Origin of the sequence: Pseudonocardia kujensis (assembly GCF_021283305.1) — a bacterium.
Taxonomy (GTDB): Bacteria; Actinomycetota; Actinomycetes; order Mycobacteriales; family Pseudonocardiaceae; genus Pseudonocardia; species Pseudonocardia kujensis.
Genome location: NZ_JAJSOK010000039.1, coordinates 1 through 18,595, shown reverse-complemented (window position 1 = coordinate 18,595; position 18,595 = coordinate 1). Strand labels below are relative to the sequence as shown.

Sequence of the window (18,595 nt, the reverse complement as noted above, 5' to 3'; positions counted from 1 at the left end):
TGGAGTTGTGGTGGAGCTGCGGCTCGTCCCAGCACGGCCCGTCCGGGGTCCTGCAGCGAGCGGCGGGGGTTCCGGCTCGCCGGATCGCGTCAGCGACCCCGTCGAGGGGCTTGTCTCATCGGCGTCGGCGTGGGCCGGGGTCATCGCCGCCGGGCCCGGGAAGGGTGTGCTGCCTTTGGGCGGATTCCGCCGACGCCTCCTGACGAAGGAGTCCGGTTGGGTGCCATGTTATGTCTCAGGACATGGGTGACGAGTCTGTGTCAGGACATCGGTGACACTGTGGGCGTTCTTGGTGGTGACACTTCCGCCGCGAGGCTGCGGCGGTGGCTGCCCGTGAACCCATCGATCCCCGTGTCCGCCTGGCGATCTCGCAGTGGCCTGACGACGCACCGCGCGGGGCGGTCTCGACGTTCTGCACCGAGCACGGCATCTCGCGCAAGTCGTTCTACGAGCTGCGCAAACGCGCTCGCGCGGAAGGCCCCGCGGCGGTGCTCGAGCCCAGGTCTCGACGACCGCGCTCGAGCCCGTCGAGGCTGACCGAGCAGGTCAAGGCCCAGGCCATCGCGGTGCGGGCCGCGCTCGAGGCGTCCGGGCTCGACCACGGCCCGATCAGCGTTCACGACAAGATGCGGGCGATGGGCCTGAGCCCTGTTCCGTCGACGGCGTCGCTGGCACGGATCTTCCGCGAAGCCGGTGTCGCCCGGCGCGAGCCGCGTAAGAAGCCCCGCTCGGCGTGGCGGCGGTTCGTCTACCCCGCGCCGAACGCCTGCTGGCAGCTCGACGCCACCGAGTACGTGCTCACCGGTGGACGCAAGTGCGTGATCTTCCAACTCATCGACGACCACACCCGCTACGCCGGTCGCCTCCCACGCCGCGGCCGGCGAGACCGCCCACGACGCGATCGCGGTCTTCGACAAGGCCGTGACCGCTCACGGCGTCCCACAACGGCTGCTGTCCGACAACGGGCTCGCGCTCAACCCGTCGCGACGGGGCATGGTCGGGCGGCTCGTCGGACATGTCGGCGCGCTCGGCGTCGAGGCGATCACCGGCAAGCCGCACAAGCCGACCACCCAGGGCAAGAACGAACGCTTCCATCAGACCTTGTTCCGCTACCTCGACAAGCAGCCCCTGGCCGCCACGCTTGCGGAGCTCCAGGCCCAGGTCGACGCGTTCGACCACATCTACAACACCGAGCGCCCTCACCAAGGGCTGCCCGGGCGGATCACGCCGTTGGCCGCGTGGGAGGCGACCCCGAGGGCCGATCCGCCCCGCCCGAAGTCCGACCGGCCCGCCTACCGGCCGCCGGTCCCCGCGATGCGGCCCCGGCCGACCCCACCAGCAGGCCTACCCGCCGGCACACGCCTGCGAACGGTAAGCGCCAGCGGCGACATCGGCATCGACATGGTGATCTACAAGATCGGCGTCGAGCACGCGTTCGGACAGGTCCTCGTCGTCAGCGACGGTAACCAGCCCGGCGACAAGATCATCGTTACCGACCTCGAGGGCGAGATCCTCGCCGAGCGCAGCAGGCCCGCTCCCGGCGTCCGCTACGTCGGCAACGGCCGACCCCCAGGAAGACGACCCGAAGAACCCGGGAACGTCACCGAAGTCCTGACACACCAACCGTCACCGATGTCCTGACGCAGAACTGTCACCCATGTCCTGAGACATCACATCCGGTTGGGTGCCACGGCCCAGCCTTCCTCGAACCGATGTTCGAATCAGGGGTATCGTTGTTAGGCGGCCGCGGCGCCTGGATGGGGAAGATCCGGGCCCCGCGGTCCATCAGCGTCGAGGGCAAGAGTCCGCACGAAACGGCGCGTGCCGGGTTGGTCGCGGGCTCGGGCAGGGGAGTGGTGAGCGTGGGCGGTTCGAGTCGCTACGACCGGCAGCGTCCCGTTGGCCCGGAGGAGCTCGCCGAGGCCGAGGCCTACCGCACGATCGCGGCGCTGCTGCGCGAACAGCACGCCGCTCTCATCCCGGACCAGCGGTTGGCCTGGCAGGTGGCCGGCGTGCTCTCCGCGGCTGCCGGCGAACTGGCCAACGGCCGCCCAGTTCCGCTGGAGCTCCGCCGCAGCGTGCGCGGGATGGCCAACACTTTGTGTGAGTCGATGGATCCGCGCTGATCCCGAAGGGCCCAGGCGGCCATGGCGGGGTTGGTCAGAGGATGCGGAGGCTGACGCAGGCCCAGCGGTCCAGTTCGACGAGCTCGAAGCGGGCGGTGAGGGCGCGCGGGCGGTCGATGTGCACGAGGGTGTTGACCTCGACTGCGCCCTCGTGGGGCTGGGAGGTGTGGAAGCGCCGGATTCGGGTGCGGGGCCGGCCCAGCACTGGCTCGAGCGCGCGCACACAGGCGATGACCTGCCGGGTGGCGTGGCGGGCCAGCGCGGAAGCTGGGCGTCGGCCGGCGGCGACCTCGAGGATCAGCTGCACGCCGCGGCGGGCGGCCGCGAGTGCCGCCTCGTCGCGGGCGACGTCGCGGGTGATCGGCGCGTCGCCGTGGGGGTCGGGCAGGGCGAGGTCGGGAGAGTGCCCGCAGTGGGCGCAGCGCTGCAGCGCGGCGGGTTCGAGCGGCGTCTTGTAGGGCGACGAGGCGAACGTGGGCAGGGATGGGTCGCGGCGCATCGGTGGGCTCCTCGTAGCTCCGGGCCGGTGACCGCCCGCCGGGGTGGTCGGGCTGCGGTGTCGCCGGCGAGACGGGAGCAGCCCGCCCGCGGGGAGGGCGGAGCGCCAGGCTCGCCGGAGGCGACCGCGCAGCGGCCGCAGCGTCAGCGGAGGGCCTTGCGCCCGCCCGTAGGGGCGGGCACGGTCGCCGCGCCGGCAACAGCAGCGGGGCCAGACCCTGGGGCTCATCGCCAGATGCACCCCCCGGGGGCTCCCGTGGCGTGGTGGGAGTTGTCCACAGCTCGGTGTCTGTGACTGGTCCAGGTGCTTGGTAGCAGGTCAGGCTGGCGCCATGACGTCTGCTTTCGGGGTCGGGGTCCCGCCGTTGACGGCTCGTTCGCACGCCTGGCTCGATCTCGCCGCCGCGGCGCGCGTGGTCTCGGACTATGCGCGCACGCTCATCCCGGGTGCCGCGTACGCCCCGCACCCCGGCGTGGTCGTCGGCGACGCGGCCCGGCTCGTCGCGCTCGCCCGGCGACTGCTCGACGACGCGGTCGTCCTCGAGCGAGCCAGCGGCGCCAGCTGGGAGGACCTCGCCGCGGCGCTCGATATGTCGGTCGCGCAGGCGCGCGAGCAGTGGGCTCCTCTCGCCGAGCAGCGCCGCGACGACTGTCTGGTCACGGCCGCCGCGGCGCTCGCAGGACCACAGAATCCGAGCCGGATCCGCTGGCGGTCGCGGACGAGCTGGACAAGTGGGCACGCCGCCACCGGGAGGCCGGCAACGTCGACGAGAGCGTCTGCCCGGTCACGATTGGCTTGGCGCGGATGGCGCCGGCGGAGGAGCTCCAGCACCTCGCCGGCCTGCGTCGCGCGCTGGAGCGGTCCGGTCGGCTACTGGATGTTCGCCTGGTACTTGCAGCACGGATCGCGGCGCGCGAGCAGTACCTGCGTGCCCAGCTGGGGGCCGCTGCCGGGAGCGACGCCGCGGCGCTCTGATCTACGCTCCGGTCCGGGATCGGCCGGCGAGCGGCGGCCGGATGGCTTCGACGGTCAGGAGTCGGTCTCGACGATCGTCGCGCCGGCGGCGGCGTTCTGCACCGACTCGCAGCCCTTTCTGGTCGCGGCCTTGGTCTCGTGGGCCTCGCCGCTGGCGACGACCTGGCCGTTGCTGGCCTTGAGCCGGAACCGGTACTTGCCGGCGCGGTCCTTGTACACCTCGAACTTGCCCGCCATTGCGCCTACTCCCGCCTTGATCGAACAGTGTGGACGGTCGGCACCGTAGGGGCGATACGCGGGGAGAAGGGTTTCCGACACGTCGGGAAGAAGCTGGAGCTCGGATTGGTGGGGCCAGAGGATCCGCACGAGCTCGACGCGCTGGTCGTCCTCGGCCGAGGAGAAACACGGCCACCGCTTGACTGCTAGCGGGCCCGACGATCTTGCGCACCTTGCGTGCGGTGTGGCTTCGCTGTTCCAATCGGCGAGCTCGAGCAGTTCGAGCAGCTGTGCGAAGTAGGGAAGCAGCTCGTCGGAGCGCTCGGACCTGGCCTCGAGCTCGTCCCGGGTGACGATCCCGTACATCAGTCCCCGGAGTCGCCGCTCGGCTCGACAGCGGAAGAGCGCTCCTAGCCCTGCCGGCGTGGCGCCGTGGCGCCGCTGCGTCAGCTGGCGACCGTCCCAGACGCGCGGGCCGACTGCTCGACGGCGGCCCGTCGCTGGGCGAAGACTGTGAGGACCTGCCCGAGTTGGTCGACGTCTCGGCCGCCGCTGCAGTGGTCTGGGGCGGTGAGCGCAGCGATGAGGGTCGCCCCGGCGGTTGCCTCGTGCTCGAGCTGGTCGGCCAGGGCGTCGTGGCCGTGCGCGCGGAGCCGAGCCTCGATCGCGGCGCTCTGGAGGCGGGCTCGGCCCAGGTCGCGGTCGCGCTCGGTTGCGATCGCGGCGCGTTGATCGGCCTGCGCGTCGCGATGCGCGCGGACCAGCGCCTCCACTTCGGGCTGCGGCGGCTGCATCTCCTTCACCGACCCCATCTTCAGCAAGACGTGTGCTGTGTCGTTGCCGATCAAGAGTCGCAGGTTGTGTCGGTGTGCGGTGGAAGGCTCGCCGTATGCGAGCCACTGATGCACCGATGCCCTGCCGAGCACCGAGCGACGCTCTCAGGGTGCTTATCGCGCTTCGTCATGGGTGCCCGCACCCGATCGAGGAGGTGCGCCGCAACGGCCTGGGGCAGTTGACTTGTCGGCTGTGCCGCCGGCGGATCGGTGGATCCCCGGCGCGGGGGCAGTCCGCGGCTACTCGGGGGCGACGACCCGCAGCACCTGGATCGGGCGCGGGGCGATGAGCTCGCCCTCGTTCTCAAGCAGGCGCCCGCCCGACATCAGGCCCTCCGTCGCCGGGCGCATAGCGCCCGAGGCGTCGACCATCCAGGCGACCATCGGGACGGTGGTCGGCTCGTCGTTGGTGTCGAGTTCCACTGTCCAGCCCGGCTCGGCAGCCACGACCGAGTGCAGGCGCCCGGTGGGTACAAGCTGCACGAAGCCATCGAGCGAGTCGGCAGGGACTCGGCGTCCGGCGAGCTGGTCGACGACCAGCGCCTCCCCCTCAGCTGACCAGCCTTCGACGGGCCGGCCGTAGATCGTGGGCGCTTCCCGGAGCGGGTTTGCCAGGTCGGCAAAGTAGACCGGCCGCCAATCCGACAGCTCGCCGTCGTGCGGGCGGACGTACTGCGCCTCCCACCCGGTCGGTGTCCAGTCGTGCTCGGCGATGAGGCCACCGAACCTGCGGACCATTTCGGCGATCTCAGCCACGGCGGGCATTGTGATCACTCTTCCTCAAGGGCTGCCTGGGCCCGCTCGGCGTCGTGGGAGTGGGAAACATAGCGCTCCCGCTCGGCGACCTTGCGCCGGAACTCCCTCTGTTCTACGCATATGTAGTACAGTTTGCCACATGTCGGAAGTGCCGGTGCGCGAGCTGAACCAGAACACCTCCGCTGTGCTGGCCCGCGTCAAGCTCGGCGAGCCGATCGACATCACCGAACGCGGCACGGTCGTTGCCCGGTTGATTCCCGCCCAGGGCCACCCGCTGGGCGAATGGCTCGCCACCGGCAAGCTCATTCCGGCCACGGTCACCGGGCCGGCACCCCGTCCGCACGGTCCCGTTCGCCGTGACCAGGAGGCGGGCGAGCTACTTCGCGAGCTGCGTGACGAGGAACGCTACTGACACCTGCGATGATCTATCTCGACACCGCGGCGCTGGTGAAGCTGGTCCGCCCCGAACCGGAGAGCACCGCGCTGGCCGACTGGCTCGACGCGCAGCCCGACCAGCCGTGGGTATCCTCGGTGCTGGTCGAGGTCGAACTGCCCCGCGCGTTACGCCGGGTCGAGCCCGCCCTGCTCGTCGACGTACCTGCGACGCTGGCCAGGGTGGCCCGCTACCAGATCGACGAGACGGTGCGCGCCGCCGCCGCGGCCTACCCCGATCCCGACCTGCGGTCGCTCGACGCGATCCACCTCGCCACCGCCCGCGGCGTATTCGGCACGCACCTCACAGCGTTCGTCACCTACGACCGCCGGCTGCTCAGCGCAGCCGAGTCGGCCGGCCTTCCGACTGCACACCCTGGAGCGCACTGAGCGTCAGCCCGACCGCACGACCCCGGCGCCGCCCTCATCCCGAATGGCTCCGGGATGACTGCAGGCGGCCGCCTCGGTTGTGAACGTGAGCTCGGCCGGGTGCCCAAACGATGCACGTCGCGGGTCCGGCTCGTGCCAAAGCCGCTGGCGCGGCCCGTTGGTGATCGAGTTGCGCTGGTGCCTGCGTCCGAGTGCCCACATGCAACCCGGGAACCCGGCGCTATGACGAAACGGCAGTCAGAGGTAGCCCTGATCCGCCCTTCGACGCTGAGACGGCGAGAGTCGGAATGCGCGCAGCTGACGACCGCGGCCAGCGGATCCCGGTTCGCGCGATCGTCACTGTCTGCCGACTGCCGACGTTGAGCTCGGTCGGCTCATCCGTCGACCTGTCGACACGCGGGAAGCACAGCTGCGCGACAGTTCCTGTATCTGCGATCAACTTCGCTGGAACAGGAGCAGATGTGCTGCATCGGCGACAACGCCGCGCGCTGACGCCTGCTGCGACGAGTGCCCCCAGGTCGGGGGCCCGGCGGTGCCCATGCCGGGGTGGCGGAACCACCGATCTGCGCGGATCGTTGGACCCGAACGGGCGTCCGATCGCCGGTGATGATGTGATCTGCTGGTTCCGCGGACCGTGATGGACCGCGACACTGCACACGACACTGCACGCAACACTGTGGAAAGGGGTGCCAGGTGGCCGACGGCGATGCCGATCTGCCGAAGTCGATCCAGGGCGAGCAGTTGGAGGAGACGGGAATCGTCCGGGCCTCGGACGAGGACGTCGACCTCTACGTCGACCGCGTCTCCGACGAGGTGCTGGCGTGTCGGGAACGTGGCCGGCACCTGTTCCCGACGATCCGGCAGGCGGGGATCCATTTCACCGAGGTGGACGACGAGGGATTGTTCGTCCGCCGACTGACCTGCACGTGCTGCCTGCTCGCCGTCAAGGTGGAGCGGTGGGAGGGCGTGCGCCAGCGGGGTCGGACCCGGTTCCACCGGGTCGCCTCCAACCTGGAGTACCGGACCGGTCCGGACGGGCAGACCTACCTCGCCGAGACCGGTCGCGGCCGCATGACGCCGCGTCAGATCGGCGACTCGGTGGCCTCGAAGGCGCTCGCGGGCCAGACCCTTACCGCGCTGCGGAAGGCGGCCAAGGAGGCGGCGAAGGAGGCGGCGAAGGAGGCGGCGCAGGAGGCCGGCGGCGCGTCCGGGCGGCGGCGCCCGGCGCGGACCGGCGACGAGGCCGAGGCGGGCTGATCGATGGGCATCAGGGAGATCCGGTACTGCGACCTCACGGGCTCGGAGCACGATGTCGAGTCCCACGAGCTCAACATCGACCAGATGCGGGTGCAGATCGACCTCGCCGGGCCGGAGTACCGCAAGCTGCTGGCGCTGCTGCAGCCCTACATCGATGCGGGCCGCGTCGACGCGTCGATCCCGGAGCTGCGTCCGGCGAAGCGGGCCGGGGGGCAGGTCAGCACGAGCACCGGCCTGACCGCCGAGGAGCGCGAGCAGTTGCGGCAGTGGGCGGAGGACAAGGGGATCGAGGTCCCGTCCAACAACCGGTTCAAGCGGTCGCTGGTCGAGCAGTGGCGCGAGGAGCAGACCGCGGATCAGCCGGCCTGACCGGTCGGTCCCGCACCGAGGCGACGCCGGGCGGTGCCCCGCGGCCGTGGCCGCCGGACACCGCCCGGGTCGTCGACGTCAGGCTCGCGCGGCGGGCGCCGCGGAGGTCTCCGTCGACCTGCCGAGGTCGAGGGTGGCGGTCTCGCGCAGGGCGAAGATCCTTCCTCACGGCGGGTGGTCGCCGTGTGCGCGGGCGGTCGCGACGAGCCGTTTGTCGGGCAGCAGGGGCCGGGGGAGGTCATGCCACCTCCCATAGGGGTCGTTCAGGGTCTGGTCAGGGGCGTATGTCAGCGGCGGTCACGTGGGGGCACATCGGCGCGCCGAGACTTCCGCCCTGTAGGGCTCCTCGATCTCGGACGTGAGAGCTGGGATTGTGCGCCGCCGAGGTCGAGCTATGTCGGGGGTCAGTGAGCCCTTTCCACTTGGCGTCAGCCAGCGTGGATGAGGACGAGGACGGCCTTGACGAGGTCGGTGACTCGGCGCGGGCAGCAGCGGATCTTGCGCAGGATGCGCCAGGTCTTGAGCTGGGCGTTCGCCCGCTCGCCGGGGCCACGTTGACGGGCGTGGGCGGAGTTGACGTCCTTCTGGTTTTCCGACAGGCGTCGCCGTCTACCGGTCGCGGGGTCCTTCGGTCGTCTGCGTTGGGGGACCTCGAACCCGGAGCCGTGGTAGCCGTTGTCCGCGATCACCTTCACCTGTGCGTCGCATAGCGCGTCGATGATGCCGTGATCGCGGGCGGCGCCCATGTCGTGCCGGGCGCCGGGCAGCGCGGGTGAGGCCCACACCGACCGGCCTGCCGGGTCCGCGATGACCTGCACGTTCATGCCGTGGCACTTGTGTTTGCCCGAGTAGTACGGCCGGTCGCGACCCGAGCCCATGCCGACCCGGTCCATGCGCAGCAGGGTGCCGTCGAGGATCACGAAGGCCTTGCGGACGGCGACCTCGACCGCAGTGCGCAGGTCGGGGGCGAGCGCGGCGAGGACCTCGATCGCCTCGTGGATGTAGCGAAACACCGTCGTCGTGCCGACCCCATGGCCGGCGGCGAGGTCGGTGTAGGTCTCGCCCTTGCGCAGGTGCGCCACCACCAGCAGCGCCTGCTCGCCCACAGACAGCCGCCGCCAGCGTGTCCCGACCGTCGAGAGGCGGTGTCGCAGCGCGTCGGACAGCGTGATGAGGGCGTGGTTGGACACGGACAACCCCGCAGGGTAGGAAGGCAACCGAAGCTCCTGGCCAGGACGTGTTGATCTAGTCAATCGCCCGTCTACCAGGAGCTTCACTCATTCCGGTGACGCCACGCCGTAGCAACTCACGCTCGCTTCCCGCCAGGTTGGAAAGGGATCAGTGGTCGTCCATATACGAGCGTGGCTGCGAGCGGGCCGGCGACGGTCTGCTGTCTCGCGGCTGAGCTCAAGGCCGCCGAGTGGTCCAAGGAGGGCTCGGCAGGGGCTGAGCCGGTGAGACGGACGGCTCAGGTCTGTGATGAGCTCCCGCAGCGGAGTGTCGAGAGTCCGCTTGACCTACTTGCACCCCGAAGGGGCCGTCTTCTCCGGTGGACCTGACCCGCCGGGCTCTCCATACGATGAACGACGCGAACCCAAATACGGGCCCGAGCGCGAGGGTGGCGTACGTCAGCAGCGTGGTGGCAACGTTGGCGGGAGACGACCACGAGTCAGGCCTGAAGAACCCAACGGACGCCCATATCAGAAGCATCAACAGGGCGAGATAGTAGAACACTCGAAGTAGTCTGAGGCCGCGGGATAGGGCCAGGTGACGAAGGAACAATCTGGAAAGCACCGCACCGAGGGTGATCGGCTGCCGGAAGGCCGGAGGCAGCTCCATCATGCGGCCATAGACCACGTCGAGGTCTCGTCTTGCGCGGTCTCGCACCGTAGCTGGCGGATGCGTACTCTCCTCTAGAGTGGCATGAGCCTTGGCCCATGCCTCGATCATGGTCATCTCCTCCTTGAGCTGCGCGATGTACCGCGCACGTACCTGATCCGCTCCCCGGCGGAGCAGCGCTTCCTTGAGCCAAACGCCCCCTACCGTGATGATCGCCGTCGCCAAGGTGCCGATTAGTGCGAGCGTCTCCCCGCTCAAGCCGCATCCCTCACGGCACGTAATCGTGCCGTTTCGCGCAAGCATGGCGTAACGGCCGAACGTGTGAACGACTGGTTGCTGTTGCCGCCGCTAGTCCAGCGTGCCCGTACGCGGGTCAGTACTGCACGGAAAAGGTGAGGCGGGTCTCAGGCGAGGCGTGATAGGTGAGGGTTGGGTCGACGAGCTGAGACATTTCTCCGACGCTCGGCCTGTGTTATTTGACGGCGAGTCGGGCTGAGGTTCCCCCGCTTGCTCGGAGATCGACGATCATGGCCGAAGGGCCGTGTAAGGAGTCTCCGTGGCAGCACCGAAGAAGTACCCCGACGAGCTGCGTGAGCGCGCTGTCCGTCTCTACCGGGAGTCCGACCCCAAGCCGGTGATCCGGCGGCTGGCCGAGCAGCTGGGCCTGCACCACGAAGCGCTGCGGAACTGGATCGCCAGGCCGAGGCCGACCACGGCGAACGCCACGACCGCACGACCACCACCGAGTCCGAGGAACTGCGCCGGCTGCGCAAGGAGAACACCGAACTGCGCCGGGTCAATGAGATCCTCAAGGCGGCGAGTGCTTTTTTCGCCCAGGAGATGGACCCGACAAGGAAGAAGTGGTGAAAGCCGTCGAGGCGCTGAAGGGCCGGTTCGGGATCGCCCCGATCCTGAAAGTCCTCGGTGTCGCCGCGTCGACCTACTACGGCTGGCTCGCTCAACGCGACCCGTCGCAGCGGCGCGGCGCCGACGCCGAGCTCCTCGAACAGATTCGCGGGATCCACGACCGCTCCGGGGCCACCTACGGCGCTCCGCGGGTACTCGCGACCCTGCGCCGCCGCGGACGCCACGTCTCCCGCAAGCGGGTCGAGCGGCTGATGCGCGAGCACGGGCTTCAGGGCGCGTTCCTACGCAAACGCTGGCGTGTCGCCTCGACCAGGCAGAACCCGCGCCACACCCCGGCACCCGACCTGGTCAACCGCGACTTCACCGCCGCAGCGCCAGACCGGCTGCTGGTCGCCGACGCCACCCGCATCCCCTGCGGGGAGGGCGTCTTCTGGCTGGCCGCGGTCCATGACGCCTTCTCCAACCGCATCGTTGGGTGGCGCTGCTCGGACCGCTGCGACACCGACCTCATCCCCGGCGCACTCGAGTACGCGGTCTGGACCCGCAACGTCGCAAGTGGACAAATAGTCCATCACTCGGATCGCGGCTCGAACGCCATCCTCAACCGGTCGTCGCAACACCTCGTAGCGGAGGTGTTGAATTGGGACGAGCGCCTGGTTGGGTCACGAAAATGACAGGTCGCCCGGCGATGGTGTCGCCGGGGCGGCCGCCCGTTGGGCGTTGCGAGCAACGCCGCGTGTTCTGGGCTGCGATCGCTCGTGGTGTGACGAGTACCGACGCGGGCTTGGAAGCCGGCGTGTCGGAAGTCGTGGGGAGCCGGTGGTTCCGCGAACGTGGCGGCGTGACCCCACAGGCGATCTTCAAGGCGGATTCGGGCCGCTATCTGTCGTTCGAGGAGCGCGAGCTCATCGCGCTCTGGCATGCCCAGAAGGTGAGCATTCGCGAGATCGCGCGCCGTCTCGGTCGACATCCGTCGACGATATCTCGCGAACTGCGGCGAAACGCCGCCACGCGAGGAGGCACTCTGTCCTATCGGGCGACCGTGGCGCAATGGCACCGGGACCGCCGAGCCGCTCGCCCGAAGGCAGCGAAACTGGTGGCGAATCCGCGGCTTCGTCGCTACGTCGAGGAACGCCTCTCGGGTCGGCTAGCCACCGAGGATGGCGTGAGTGTTCCGGGTCCGGCGGTGCCGTTCACCGGCCGCAACCGGGCCCGGCGAGCCGATCGTCGGTGGGGTCGGGCGTGGAGCCCGGAGCAGATCGCGGCGCGGCTGCGGCACGACCATGCCGACGACCCCACCATGCGGATCTCACACGAGTCCATCTACCAGGCGCTCTACATCGAGGGGCGTGGCGCGTTGGCCCGCGAGCACGTCGCCTGCCTGCGCACCGGGCGCCTTGCGGGTTCCCCGGTCGCGGACTTGGCGGGAGCGCCGCAACAACCGCGGGTTCATCGCCCCCGACCACACACTCGACCGGCGGCCCGCCGAGGTCGCCGAGCGCGTCGTTCCCGGGCATTGGGAAGGCGATCTGATCATCGGCTTGAATCGCTCCGCGATCGGCACGCTGGTCGAACGCACAACCCGCTACACCCTCCTGCTGCCCTTGCCGAGAATGGAGGGATTCGGCGCCCAGGATCGCGTGAAGAACAGTGCTCCTCTCGCCGGGCATGGCGCCCAAGCCGTGAAGGATACGATCATCGCCGCCGTCGCCCATCTTCCGGAGAGAATGCGTCGCACCCTGACTTTGGACCGGGGCACGGAGATGGCCCTGCACGCCGATCTGACTACCGAGACCGGGCTCGTCGTCTATTTCTGCGACCCGCACAGTCCGTGGCAGCGTGGGACGAACGAGAACACCAACGGACTGCTCCGGCAATACTTCCCGAAAGGTACCGACATCTCCCGGTACGGTCCGCTGGAACTGGCCGCCGTCGCCCACACATTGAACAGTCGACCCCGAAATAAACTCGCATGGCGAACCCCTCACGAAGCGCTCAACGACGTGCTATATTCGCGCCACTGAGCCGGTGTTGCGACCACCGGTTGAATCCGCCAGCTATACGTCTCTGCGATTCGGCCAGCGCCTCGAAGACCACGGGATTCTCGCGTCGATGGGGTCGGTCGGCGATTCCTACGATAACGCGCTCATGGAGAACTTCTTCTCCACACTCAAGACCGAGCTGGTCTACCGGAGATCCTGGCAGACCCGTGAGCAGGCCGAGAACGAGCTGTTCGCCTACATCGACGGGTGATACAACACCGAGCGCATCCAGGCCCGCCTCGGGTGGCTCTCACCGGATGAGTACGAGGCCACCTGGCACGCCCAGGAGAGCATCCTGGACGATCAACCCGCATCCCCCGCCGACGGGGCCGACCCGGCCCCAGCTAACCAGCACTCCGAGCTGACGGGGGAACCTCACCCTGAGCTTCCCCCGCTTTGCCGGAGTGTCTGAAGACTGGTTCCCTCGGCGGAGCCAGGAAGGAAGGCACTGGTGGCTGCACCGAAGAAGTACCCCGATGAGCTGCGTGAACGCGCTGTTCGGCTGTATCGGGAGTCCGACCCTCGTCCGACGTTCCGGATGCTCGCCGAGCAGCTCGGGGTGCATCACGAGGCCCTGCGCAACTGGGTGCGACAGGCCGAGGCCGACAAGGGCGAGCGGCATGATCGGCCGACGACCGACATGGTCGCCGAGAACCGCCGGCTCGCGAAGGAGAACGCCGAGCTACGGCGGGTCAACGAGGTCCTGCGCGCGGCGAGCGCCTATTTCGCCAGCGAGATCGGCCCGACCCGGAGGTGGTCATGAGCTTCGTCGACCATGTGCGCGACGCCCATGACTTCCCCGCCGGTCTCGTACTACGGGTCCTCGGCATCCCCGCCTCGACCTACTACGACTGGCGCGCCCGCCAGGCGAACCCGTCGCAGCGTGAGCTCGACGATGCCGTCCTGCTCGAGCAGATCGTGAAGATCCGCTCGGTGAGCGAGTTCGCCGCCGCCTACGGATCGCCGCGGGTGTGGCTGGAGCTGCGCCGCCAGGGTGTCCACGTGGGTCGCAAGCGGGTCGAGCGGATCATGCGCGAGCACGGCCTGCAGGGCGCGCACCTGCGCCGCGGCTGGAAGCACGGCTCGACCCGGCAGAACCCCGCGCACCGCCCGGCGCCGGACCTGCTCGAACGCGACTTCACCGCCTCCGCCCCGAACCGTGTCTGGGTGGCGGATCTGACCAGGATCGTCACCGGCGAGGGAGTCCTGTGGCTGGCCTCAGTGCGCGACGCCTTCTCCAACCGGGTCGTCGGCTGGGCCACCGACCCGCGCGCCACGACGGCGCTGGTGCTCACCGCGCTCAACCACGCCCTGCGCGCACGGGACCTACGCCCCGGACAGTTGATCTTTCACAGCGATAAGGGAGCCCAGTACACGGCGCTGCGGTTCACCCAGCGCCTGGTCGACGCGGGTGTCGCCCCGTCGACCGGGTCCACAGGGGACAGCTATGACAATGCCCTCGCCGAGAACCTGTGGTCCACGATCAAGATCGAGCTGCTCTACTGGCCCGGCACCACGTTTGCGACTCGCCGCGAGGCCGAGCACGCCCTGATCCGCTACCTGGACGGGTGGTACAACCCGCGCCGGATCCAGGCCCGTCTCGGCGGGCTCTCGCCCGACGAGTACGAAGACAACTATCGTCGCGCTCAGCCCGACGCAGACAGGTAACTCGCACTCCGGGAAACCGGGGGAAGCTCACCCGGCACAGCGTCCACCCAGCCACCTCGGCGCCGTGGAAACCTGCATCTAACGCAGGAAACCTACAGCGACCTGCGTCGAGACGACAGCTCCGGACACAGCGGCACGCGCACGGACTACCGCGCCAACGGGCCACCACCTGCAGCAATCGCGCCATCGCAGCCGGACGGGAGTACTTGCATCTACTGCAACTCCCGACCCTTGCCTTGCGGACCGATAATCTGCATTATGACAGTTCGAGTGGGTATTATTGCATCGGATGCACGACGTAGGACTCCTCTACGAGGAAGCTGATCAGTGTTGGGCGCTGCCTTCCTGACCTGCGGATCGTTCCGGCGACCTGCGCGCGTCGCAGCGGATGCCTGTCGAGGCATCGGGCTGATCCGCTGACGGTGTGCGATCCATGTAGATGTCGTGAACTGCTCGTCTGCCATGATGCGGTCATCGGATGCAAGATTCGGTCATCGAGTGATCGGACGGTGTGCGTTGGCGAAGGACGAGATCGGCCGCGTTGTCCCGTTGCGCGGCCTTGCGCCGTCCAGCCGGGCCGACGAGGTGCTGGCGGAGATGCTGACGGGCTGGCGGCATCAGCAGCTGGCCCGGAACTTGGCGTTCAGCACGATCGACTCCCGCGCCCGCGTGATTGCCCGGTTCCTTGATCACTGCAACGAGATGCCGTGGGCCTGGACGGTGAGCCATGTCGACGAGTTCTTCGGCGATCTCCGTGCCGAGCACCAGTTGAGCCGGTCCACCATCCGCGCATATCAGAACGGCCTGCGGCTGTTCTGCGACTACCTGACCGACCCGCGCTACGGCTGGGACGTCGTCTGCGAGGCGGCGTTCGGCACCCATCCCAGCGAGGTCGTCTTTGAGTGGAACAGCGCCGGCCATCACCAGGACAACGAGCAGGATCCCCGCAAGCGCGCTTTCTCCCGCTCCGAGCTGCAACGCTTCTTCGACCGCGCCGACGATGAAGTCGATCTGATCCGGTCCCGGGGCCGGAAGGGCTGCTACCGGCGTTCCGGGACGCGGTGTTGTTCAAGGTCGCCTACGGATGGGGCCTGCGGCGCAACGAGGTCCGGCACCTGCAGACGGTCGATTTCTCGCGCAACCCGCACGCGCGTGAGTTCGGCCGGTTCGGTCAGCTGCAGGTGCGCTACGGCAAGGCCCACACCGGCTCGGCCCCAAAGCGGCGCAGCGTGTTGACGGTGCGGGCCTGGTCGGCCGAGGTCGTCGAGCACTGGATCACCCGCGGACTCCCCCGGCTCAGCGACGGAATCGACCTGTTCCCCACCGAGCGCGGCACACTCGTGTCCGAGTCAGCGCTGGGTGCGCGGTTCCGCCGTTACCGTGACGAGCTCGGCCTCGACGACCGGCTCGACATGCACTCGTTCCGCCGCAGCTACGTCACCCACCTGCTCGAGGACGGGGTCGACGCGATGTTCGTCCAGCACCAGGTCGGGCACGAGCACGCGTCCACGACCGCGCTCTACAGCTGCGTCAGCAGCGACTACCGCACCCGGACGTTGCGCCACGCACTCGACACGGTCCTGCACGAAGCCCTTGCCGAGCAGCCATCAAGCCCACGGCAGGCCCGGTCAGGCCGGGCGGGATCAGGCCGGCCCGGGTCGGATTCGGTGGAGTCGGGCCCAGCGAGGAGCAGGCGATGAAGCGCGTGGTCGACTACCAGTGGCGGCTCAGTGAGCTGATGGCCCGCCGCGGCCTGCACAACAGCACCGACCTTGCCCCGCTGCTGCGCGAGCGAGGCATCGACCTGTCCCCCTCGCAGGTCTACCGGGTCGTCACTCAACGACCGGAACGGGTCTCGCTCACGCTTGTGGCCGCGCTCTGCGACATCTTCGACTGCGGCCCCGACGACCTGATCACCGTCACCGCCACCGACGCCCGGCGCACCCGCCGGACCTCCGACGGAGCCACCGCACCGAACGTCGTGGAGCTCAACGAGCTGCGTCCGTTGCGCGCCCGCATCACCCGAGATGACTGATCCGGCTGTCGCTCGCCGGCGGAAGGGTCGGCCGCGGACCAGCGGGACCGCGCACTGCGATCGCTGCGGCCGCGGCGCTGGCAAGCTGCGGACCCGCTGGCCCGAGGGCGGGATCTGCGGCACCTGCTTCCACGACGCCGTCCGCACCGTCGCTGCTGCGATCGTTGCGGCCACGAGGGCATGCTGCCCGGTCGCGACGACAGCCAGCTGCTTTGCCGCAGCTGCGCCGGCATCACCACCGACCTGGACTGTCACCGTTGCGGCGCCGAAGCCGAGCACTACCGGCGCAGGATCTGCGCGCGTTGCGCGCTGCGCGAGGACCTCACCACCGTCCTGGTCCCGACTACGCCGGCCTTGCCGGCCGCCGAGCAGCTGCTGCATGCGCTTTGCGCAGCGCAACGGCCCGAAAGCATCCTGACCTGGAAACGCCGCCCGCAGGTCGCGGCGCTCCTGGCCGCGATCGGCGCCGGCACCGTCGCGGTCAGCCACGACGCCCTCGACGCGCTTGCGAGCGGCCCGGTCGTCGAGCACCTGCGGGACCTGCTGGTCCACCACGGCGCGCTCCCCCACCGCGACCGCGACCTCGCCCGCTTCCGCCGCTGGCTCGACGACAGGCTGGCCGCGGCCGAGCCGTCCTGGGCCGCTCGCGCGATCGAGCAGTACGCCACCTGGCATCACCTGCGCGCGATGAACACCCAGCTCCGACGCGGAGAACCGTTGCGCGGCAAGGTTCACTACGCCAAGCAAGAGATCACCGAGATCGGCCGGTTCATGACCTGGCTGCAACAGCAGGACCTGACCTTGAACACCTGCACCCAGCAGCACCTGGATCGCTGGCTGGCCGACGGCCCGTCGACACGGTTCATCATCCGCACGTTCCTGCGCTGGGCCCGCCGACACCGCATCGCACCCGATCTCCACGTCGCCCGCCGGGTCCCGCAGTCCACCCCGACGTTCGCCGAGGAAGCCCGCCTCGAGCTCCTCGCTCGCTGCTTGCGCGACGAACCCGACACCCTCACCTACCGCGTCGCGGCAGTGTTGCTGCTGCTCTACGCCCAGCCACTGACCCGAATCGCCTCAATGCGCACCGAGCAGGTCTGGTCCACCTCGGACGGCCTGGTCCTCGTGCTCGGCGATGAACCGGCCGCGGTCCCGGCCCCGTTCGATCAGCTCCTGCTCGACCATCTCGCTCGACGCCCGAACCTCCAGACCGGCAGCCACTCCGACAGTCCGTGGCTGTTCCCCGGAACCCGCGCGGGTCAGCACCTCGCCCCGAACACCATCATGACCAGGCTCCGCAGCCTCGGGATCGACCTGCAGGGCGCCAGGAACGCGGCAATCAAGGCGCTGGTCCAGCGAGTCCCGCCACCGATCGTCGCCTCGCAACTCGGCTACAGCCCGGCCATCGCCCACCGTCACGCCGAACACGCCGCCGCCCCAGACAACCGCTACGCCGCGCTGATCACCAACCCACCCGCGAACTGACCACGCCCCGCTGACCTTTGACAGCAGCCGCCAACCTTCTCCTCGACCGTCCTTTGTCGGGGCCATATGCCACCGTTGATCCGACACGTTCTCCAGATCAGGAGTTGGGCCATGAGCACAGCGCACAACGGCGACGCGGTCGTCCACGCCGCGTTCCCCTACGACGGCCCACACAACGCCGACACGATCACCGAGGCTGCCTCCGCCGTCGCTGAGCTGCACCGATATCTCAACAACGCCACCCGGAGCAGCACGCTCACCGCATCGGAACTCGCCAGCACATTGCAATCGCTCAGCCGCGCCGCATCCGGATATCGCCAACTGCTCGATCAGCTGAGGCAGCAAGTCGGCCGACTTGAGCAGCACGGCGCGATCTATTCCGACCAGCATCCCGACGACCCGCAGGAAGCCGCGAAGCTCCGGGACCTGGCTCGGGAGACGCTCGACCGGACTCGCGCCGATGCCGACGCGCTACGACACGGCCTGGACACGGCCAGCGGCTATCTCTCCCGGCTCGGTCACCGACCGCCGACTGCCTGATCACGCGGCTGAATAACGTCAGCTCGAATACTGCCGGTCACCGGCACAACGTCACCAGTTGCATCTGCTGCGACCACTCACGCCTCCCTGCTTCCAGGCTGACATCGACGACGGCCACGCTCCTGGAGTCACGACGGAGGAGGGGGACTGTCCGAGGAACGGTGTAACTGGCTTCGGTGATGGCTAGTTTCCGTTGCTGGGGACGATACGGCCGGCGAAGGTGATCGCGAAGGCGTTCAGGGCCGGCTTCCAGCGCATCGCCCAGC

The 18,595-nt window shown here is 69.1% G+C and carries 20 protein-coding genes and 5 pseudogenes; 19 read left to right on the top strand and 6 right to left on the bottom strand.

Annotation, left to right across the window (positions count from 1 at the left end):
- Positions 1-323: 323 nt before the first annotated feature.
- Both LWC35_RS24105 and LWC35_RS24100 read left to right on the top strand, forming a co-directional pair.
- Positions 324-1,641, top strand: a pseudogene (locus tag LWC35_RS24105) (integrase core domain-containing protein).
- A gap of 221 nt (positions 1,642-1,862) precedes the next feature.
- Positions 1,863-2,126 carry a hypothetical protein gene (locus tag LWC35_RS24100; RefSeq protein WP_232872525.1) on the top strand — a complete coding sequence of 88 codons (264 nt, stop codon included), beginning with the start codon at positions 1,863-1,865 and terminating at the stop codon, positions 2,124-2,126.
- A 34-nt stretch (positions 2,127-2,160) separates the two neighbouring features.
- On the opposite strand, the gene LWC35_RS24095 is transcribed toward LWC35_RS24100, so the two are convergent.
- Positions 2,161-2,625 carry an Rv3235 family protein gene (locus tag LWC35_RS24095; RefSeq protein ID WP_232872524.1) on the bottom strand — a complete coding sequence of 155 codons (465 nt, stop codon included), beginning with the start codon at positions 2,623-2,625 and terminating at the stop codon, positions 2,161-2,163.
- 795 nt (positions 2,626-3,420) lie between these two features.
- Between LWC35_RS24095 and LWC35_RS24090 the strand changes: the two genes are divergently transcribed.
- Positions 3,421-3,600: a hypothetical protein gene (locus LWC35_RS24090; protein WP_232872523.1), complete on the top strand. Its 180-nt coding sequence runs from the start codon at positions 3,421-3,423 to the stop codon at positions 3,598-3,600.
- Positions 3,601-3,654: 54 nt separating this feature from the next.
- Here LWC35_RS24090 and LWC35_RS24085 read toward each other — a convergent pair whose 3' ends face one another.
- From LWC35_RS24085 to LWC35_RS24075, 3 genes are all read right to left on the bottom strand, one after another.
- The gene (locus tag LWC35_RS24085) at positions 3,655-4,182 is read right to left on the bottom strand and encodes a YegP family protein (protein ID WP_232872522.1); all 528 of its coding nucleotides are present in this window, start codon (positions 4,180-4,182) and stop codon (positions 3,655-3,657) included.
- 80 nt (positions 4,183-4,262) lie between these two features.
- Entirely contained in the window at positions 4,263-4,664 is a 402-nt protein-coding gene (locus LWC35_RS24080) for a hypothetical protein (RefSeq protein ID WP_232872521.1), read from the bottom strand.
- 225 nt (positions 4,665-4,889) lie between these two features.
- Positions 4,890-5,405, bottom strand: coding sequence for a hypothetical protein (locus tag LWC35_RS24075; RefSeq protein WP_232872520.1), 516 nt, complete (start codon positions 5,403-5,405; stop codon positions 4,890-4,892).
- A 139-nt stretch (positions 5,406-5,544) separates the two neighbouring features.
- Here LWC35_RS24075 and LWC35_RS24070 point away from each other — a divergent pair, with 139 nt between their 5' ends.
- The 4 genes from LWC35_RS24070 to LWC35_RS24055 all read left to right on the top strand — a co-directional run bounded on the left by LWC35_RS24070 (position 5,545) and on the right by LWC35_RS24055 (position 7,853).
- Entirely contained in the window at positions 5,545-5,817 is a 273-nt protein-coding gene (locus LWC35_RS24070) for a type II toxin-antitoxin system Phd/YefM family antitoxin (RefSeq protein WP_232872519.1), read from the top strand.
- An 8-nt stretch (positions 5,818-5,825) separates the two neighbouring features.
- Positions 5,826-6,227, top strand: coding sequence for a type II toxin-antitoxin system VapC family toxin (locus LWC35_RS24065; RefSeq protein ID WP_232872518.1), 402 nt, complete (start codon positions 5,826-5,828; stop codon positions 6,225-6,227).
- A 693-nt stretch (positions 6,228-6,920) separates the two neighbouring features.
- Entirely contained in the window at positions 6,921-7,484 is a 564-nt protein-coding gene (locus LWC35_RS24060; protein ID WP_232872517.1) for a hypothetical protein, read from the top strand.
- A 3-nt stretch (positions 7,485-7,487) separates the two neighbouring features.
- On the top strand, positions 7,488-7,853 hold the full coding sequence (locus LWC35_RS24055; protein WP_232872516.1) for an Lsr2 dimerization domain-containing protein: 366 nt from the start codon (positions 7,488-7,490) through the stop codon (positions 7,851-7,853).
- Between the two features lie 428 nt (positions 7,854-8,281).
- Here LWC35_RS24055 and LWC35_RS24050 read toward each other — a convergent pair whose 3' ends face one another.
- Positions 8,282-9,070 (bottom strand): transposase family protein, encoded by a 789-nt coding sequence (locus tag LWC35_RS24050; RefSeq protein ID WP_232872515.1) that lies wholly within the window; start codon positions 9,068-9,070, stop codon positions 8,282-8,284.
- A gap of 1,178 nt (positions 9,071-10,248) precedes the next feature.
- Between LWC35_RS24050 and LWC35_RS41045 the strand changes: the two are divergent.
- From LWC35_RS41045 to LWC35_RS24000, 12 genes and pseudogenes are all read left to right on the top strand, one after another.
- Positions 10,249-10,362, top strand: a pseudogene (locus LWC35_RS41045) (transposase); the annotation flags it as partial.
- Positions 10,363-10,371: 9 nt separating this feature from the next.
- Positions 10,372-10,538, top strand: a pseudogene (locus LWC35_RS41240) (transposase); the annotation flags it as partial.
- 17 nt (positions 10,539-10,555) lie between these two features.
- The gene (locus tag LWC35_RS24045) at positions 10,556-11,233 is read left to right on the top strand and encodes an IS3 family transposase (protein ID WP_232872514.1); all 678 of its coding nucleotides are present in this window, start codon (positions 10,556-10,558) and stop codon (positions 11,231-11,233) included.
- Positions 11,230-12,583: pseudogene (locus LWC35_RS24040) on the top strand (IS30 family transposase). The gene LWC35_RS24045 and the pseudogene LWC35_RS24040 overlap by 4 nt, the downstream one beginning before the upstream one ends.
- 4 nt (positions 12,584-12,587) lie before the next feature.
- On the top strand, positions 12,588-12,812 hold the full coding sequence (locus LWC35_RS41270) for an IS3 family transposase (protein ID WP_308194653.1): 225 nt from the start codon (positions 12,588-12,590) through the stop codon (positions 12,810-12,812).
- 240 nt (positions 12,813-13,052) lie between these two features.
- The gene (locus LWC35_RS24030; RefSeq protein ID WP_232872512.1) at positions 13,053-13,364 is read left to right on the top strand and encodes a transposase; all 312 of its coding nucleotides are present in this window, start codon (positions 13,053-13,055) and stop codon (positions 13,362-13,364) included.
- Complete coding sequence (locus LWC35_RS24025; RefSeq protein WP_232872511.1) at positions 13,361-14,269, top strand: IS3 family transposase; 909 nt, start codon at positions 13,361-13,363, stop codon at positions 14,267-14,269. Before LWC35_RS24030 ends, LWC35_RS24025 begins: the two co-directional genes overlap by 4 nt.
- Positions 14,270-14,731: 462 nt before the next feature.
- Positions 14,732-15,055: pseudogene (locus LWC35_RS40445) on the top strand (hypothetical protein); the annotation flags it as partial.
- Between the two features lie 275 nt (positions 15,056-15,330).
- Complete coding sequence (locus LWC35_RS24015; protein WP_232872510.1) at positions 15,331-15,969, top strand: tyrosine-type recombinase/integrase; 639 nt, start codon at positions 15,331-15,333, stop codon at positions 15,967-15,969.
- The gene (locus tag LWC35_RS24010; RefSeq protein ID WP_232872509.1) at positions 15,966-16,304 is read left to right on the top strand and encodes a helix-turn-helix domain-containing protein; all 339 of its coding nucleotides are present in this window, start codon (positions 15,966-15,968) and stop codon (positions 16,302-16,304) included. The genes LWC35_RS24015 and LWC35_RS24010 overlap by 4 nt, the downstream gene beginning before the upstream one ends.
- 180 nt (positions 16,305-16,484) lie before the next feature.
- Positions 16,485-17,789 (top strand): site-specific integrase, encoded by a 1,305-nt coding sequence (locus LWC35_RS24005; RefSeq protein ID WP_232872508.1) that lies wholly within the window; start codon positions 16,485-16,487, stop codon positions 17,787-17,789.
- A 111-nt stretch (positions 17,790-17,900) separates the two neighbouring features.
- Positions 17,901-18,329 (top strand): hypothetical protein, encoded by a 429-nt coding sequence (locus LWC35_RS24000; RefSeq protein ID WP_232872507.1) that lies wholly within the window; start codon positions 17,901-17,903, stop codon positions 18,327-18,329.
- Between the two features lie 37 nt (positions 18,330-18,366).
- Here LWC35_RS24000 and LWC35_RS23995 read toward each other — a convergent pair.
- A partial coding sequence (locus tag LWC35_RS23995; RefSeq protein ID WP_232872506.1) for a hypothetical protein occupies positions 18,367-18,595 on the bottom strand: 229 nt, incomplete at its 5' end.

Bases quoted from the DNA above. Each gene is read 5' to 3' on its own strand.
- LWC35_RS24085 (WP_232872522.1), bottom strand. From the start codon at position 4,182: ATGTACGGGATCGTCACCCGGGACGAGCTCGAGGCCAGGTCCGAGCGC.
- LWC35_RS24070 (WP_232872519.1), top strand. From the start codon at position 5,545: ATGTCGGAAGTGCCGGTGCGCGAGCTGAACCAGAACACCTCCGCTGTG.
- LWC35_RS24010 (WP_232872509.1), top strand. From the start codon at position 15,966: ATGAAGCGCGTGGTCGACTACCAGTGGCGGCTCAGTGAGCTGATGGCC.
- LWC35_RS24025 (WP_232872511.1), top strand. From the start codon at position 13,361: ATGAGCTTCGTCGACCATGTGCGCGACGCCCATGACTTCCCCGCCGGT.
- LWC35_RS24095 (WP_232872524.1), bottom strand. From the start codon at position 2,625: ATGCGCCGCGACCCATCCCTGCCCACGTTCGCCTCGTCGCCCTACAAG.
- LWC35_RS24000 (WP_232872507.1), top strand. From the start codon at position 17,901: ATGAGCACAGCGCACAACGGCGACGCGGTCGTCCACGCCGCGTTCCCC.
- LWC35_RS24065 (WP_232872518.1), top strand. From the start codon at position 5,826: ATGATCTATCTCGACACCGCGGCGCTGGTGAAGCTGGTCCGCCCCGAA.
- LWC35_RS24055 (WP_232872516.1), top strand. From the start codon at position 7,488: ATGGGCATCAGGGAGATCCGGTACTGCGACCTCACGGGCTCGGAGCAC.
- LWC35_RS24005 (WP_232872508.1), top strand. From the start codon at position 16,485: ATGCTGCCCGGTCGCGACGACAGCCAGCTGCTTTGCCGCAGCTGCGCC.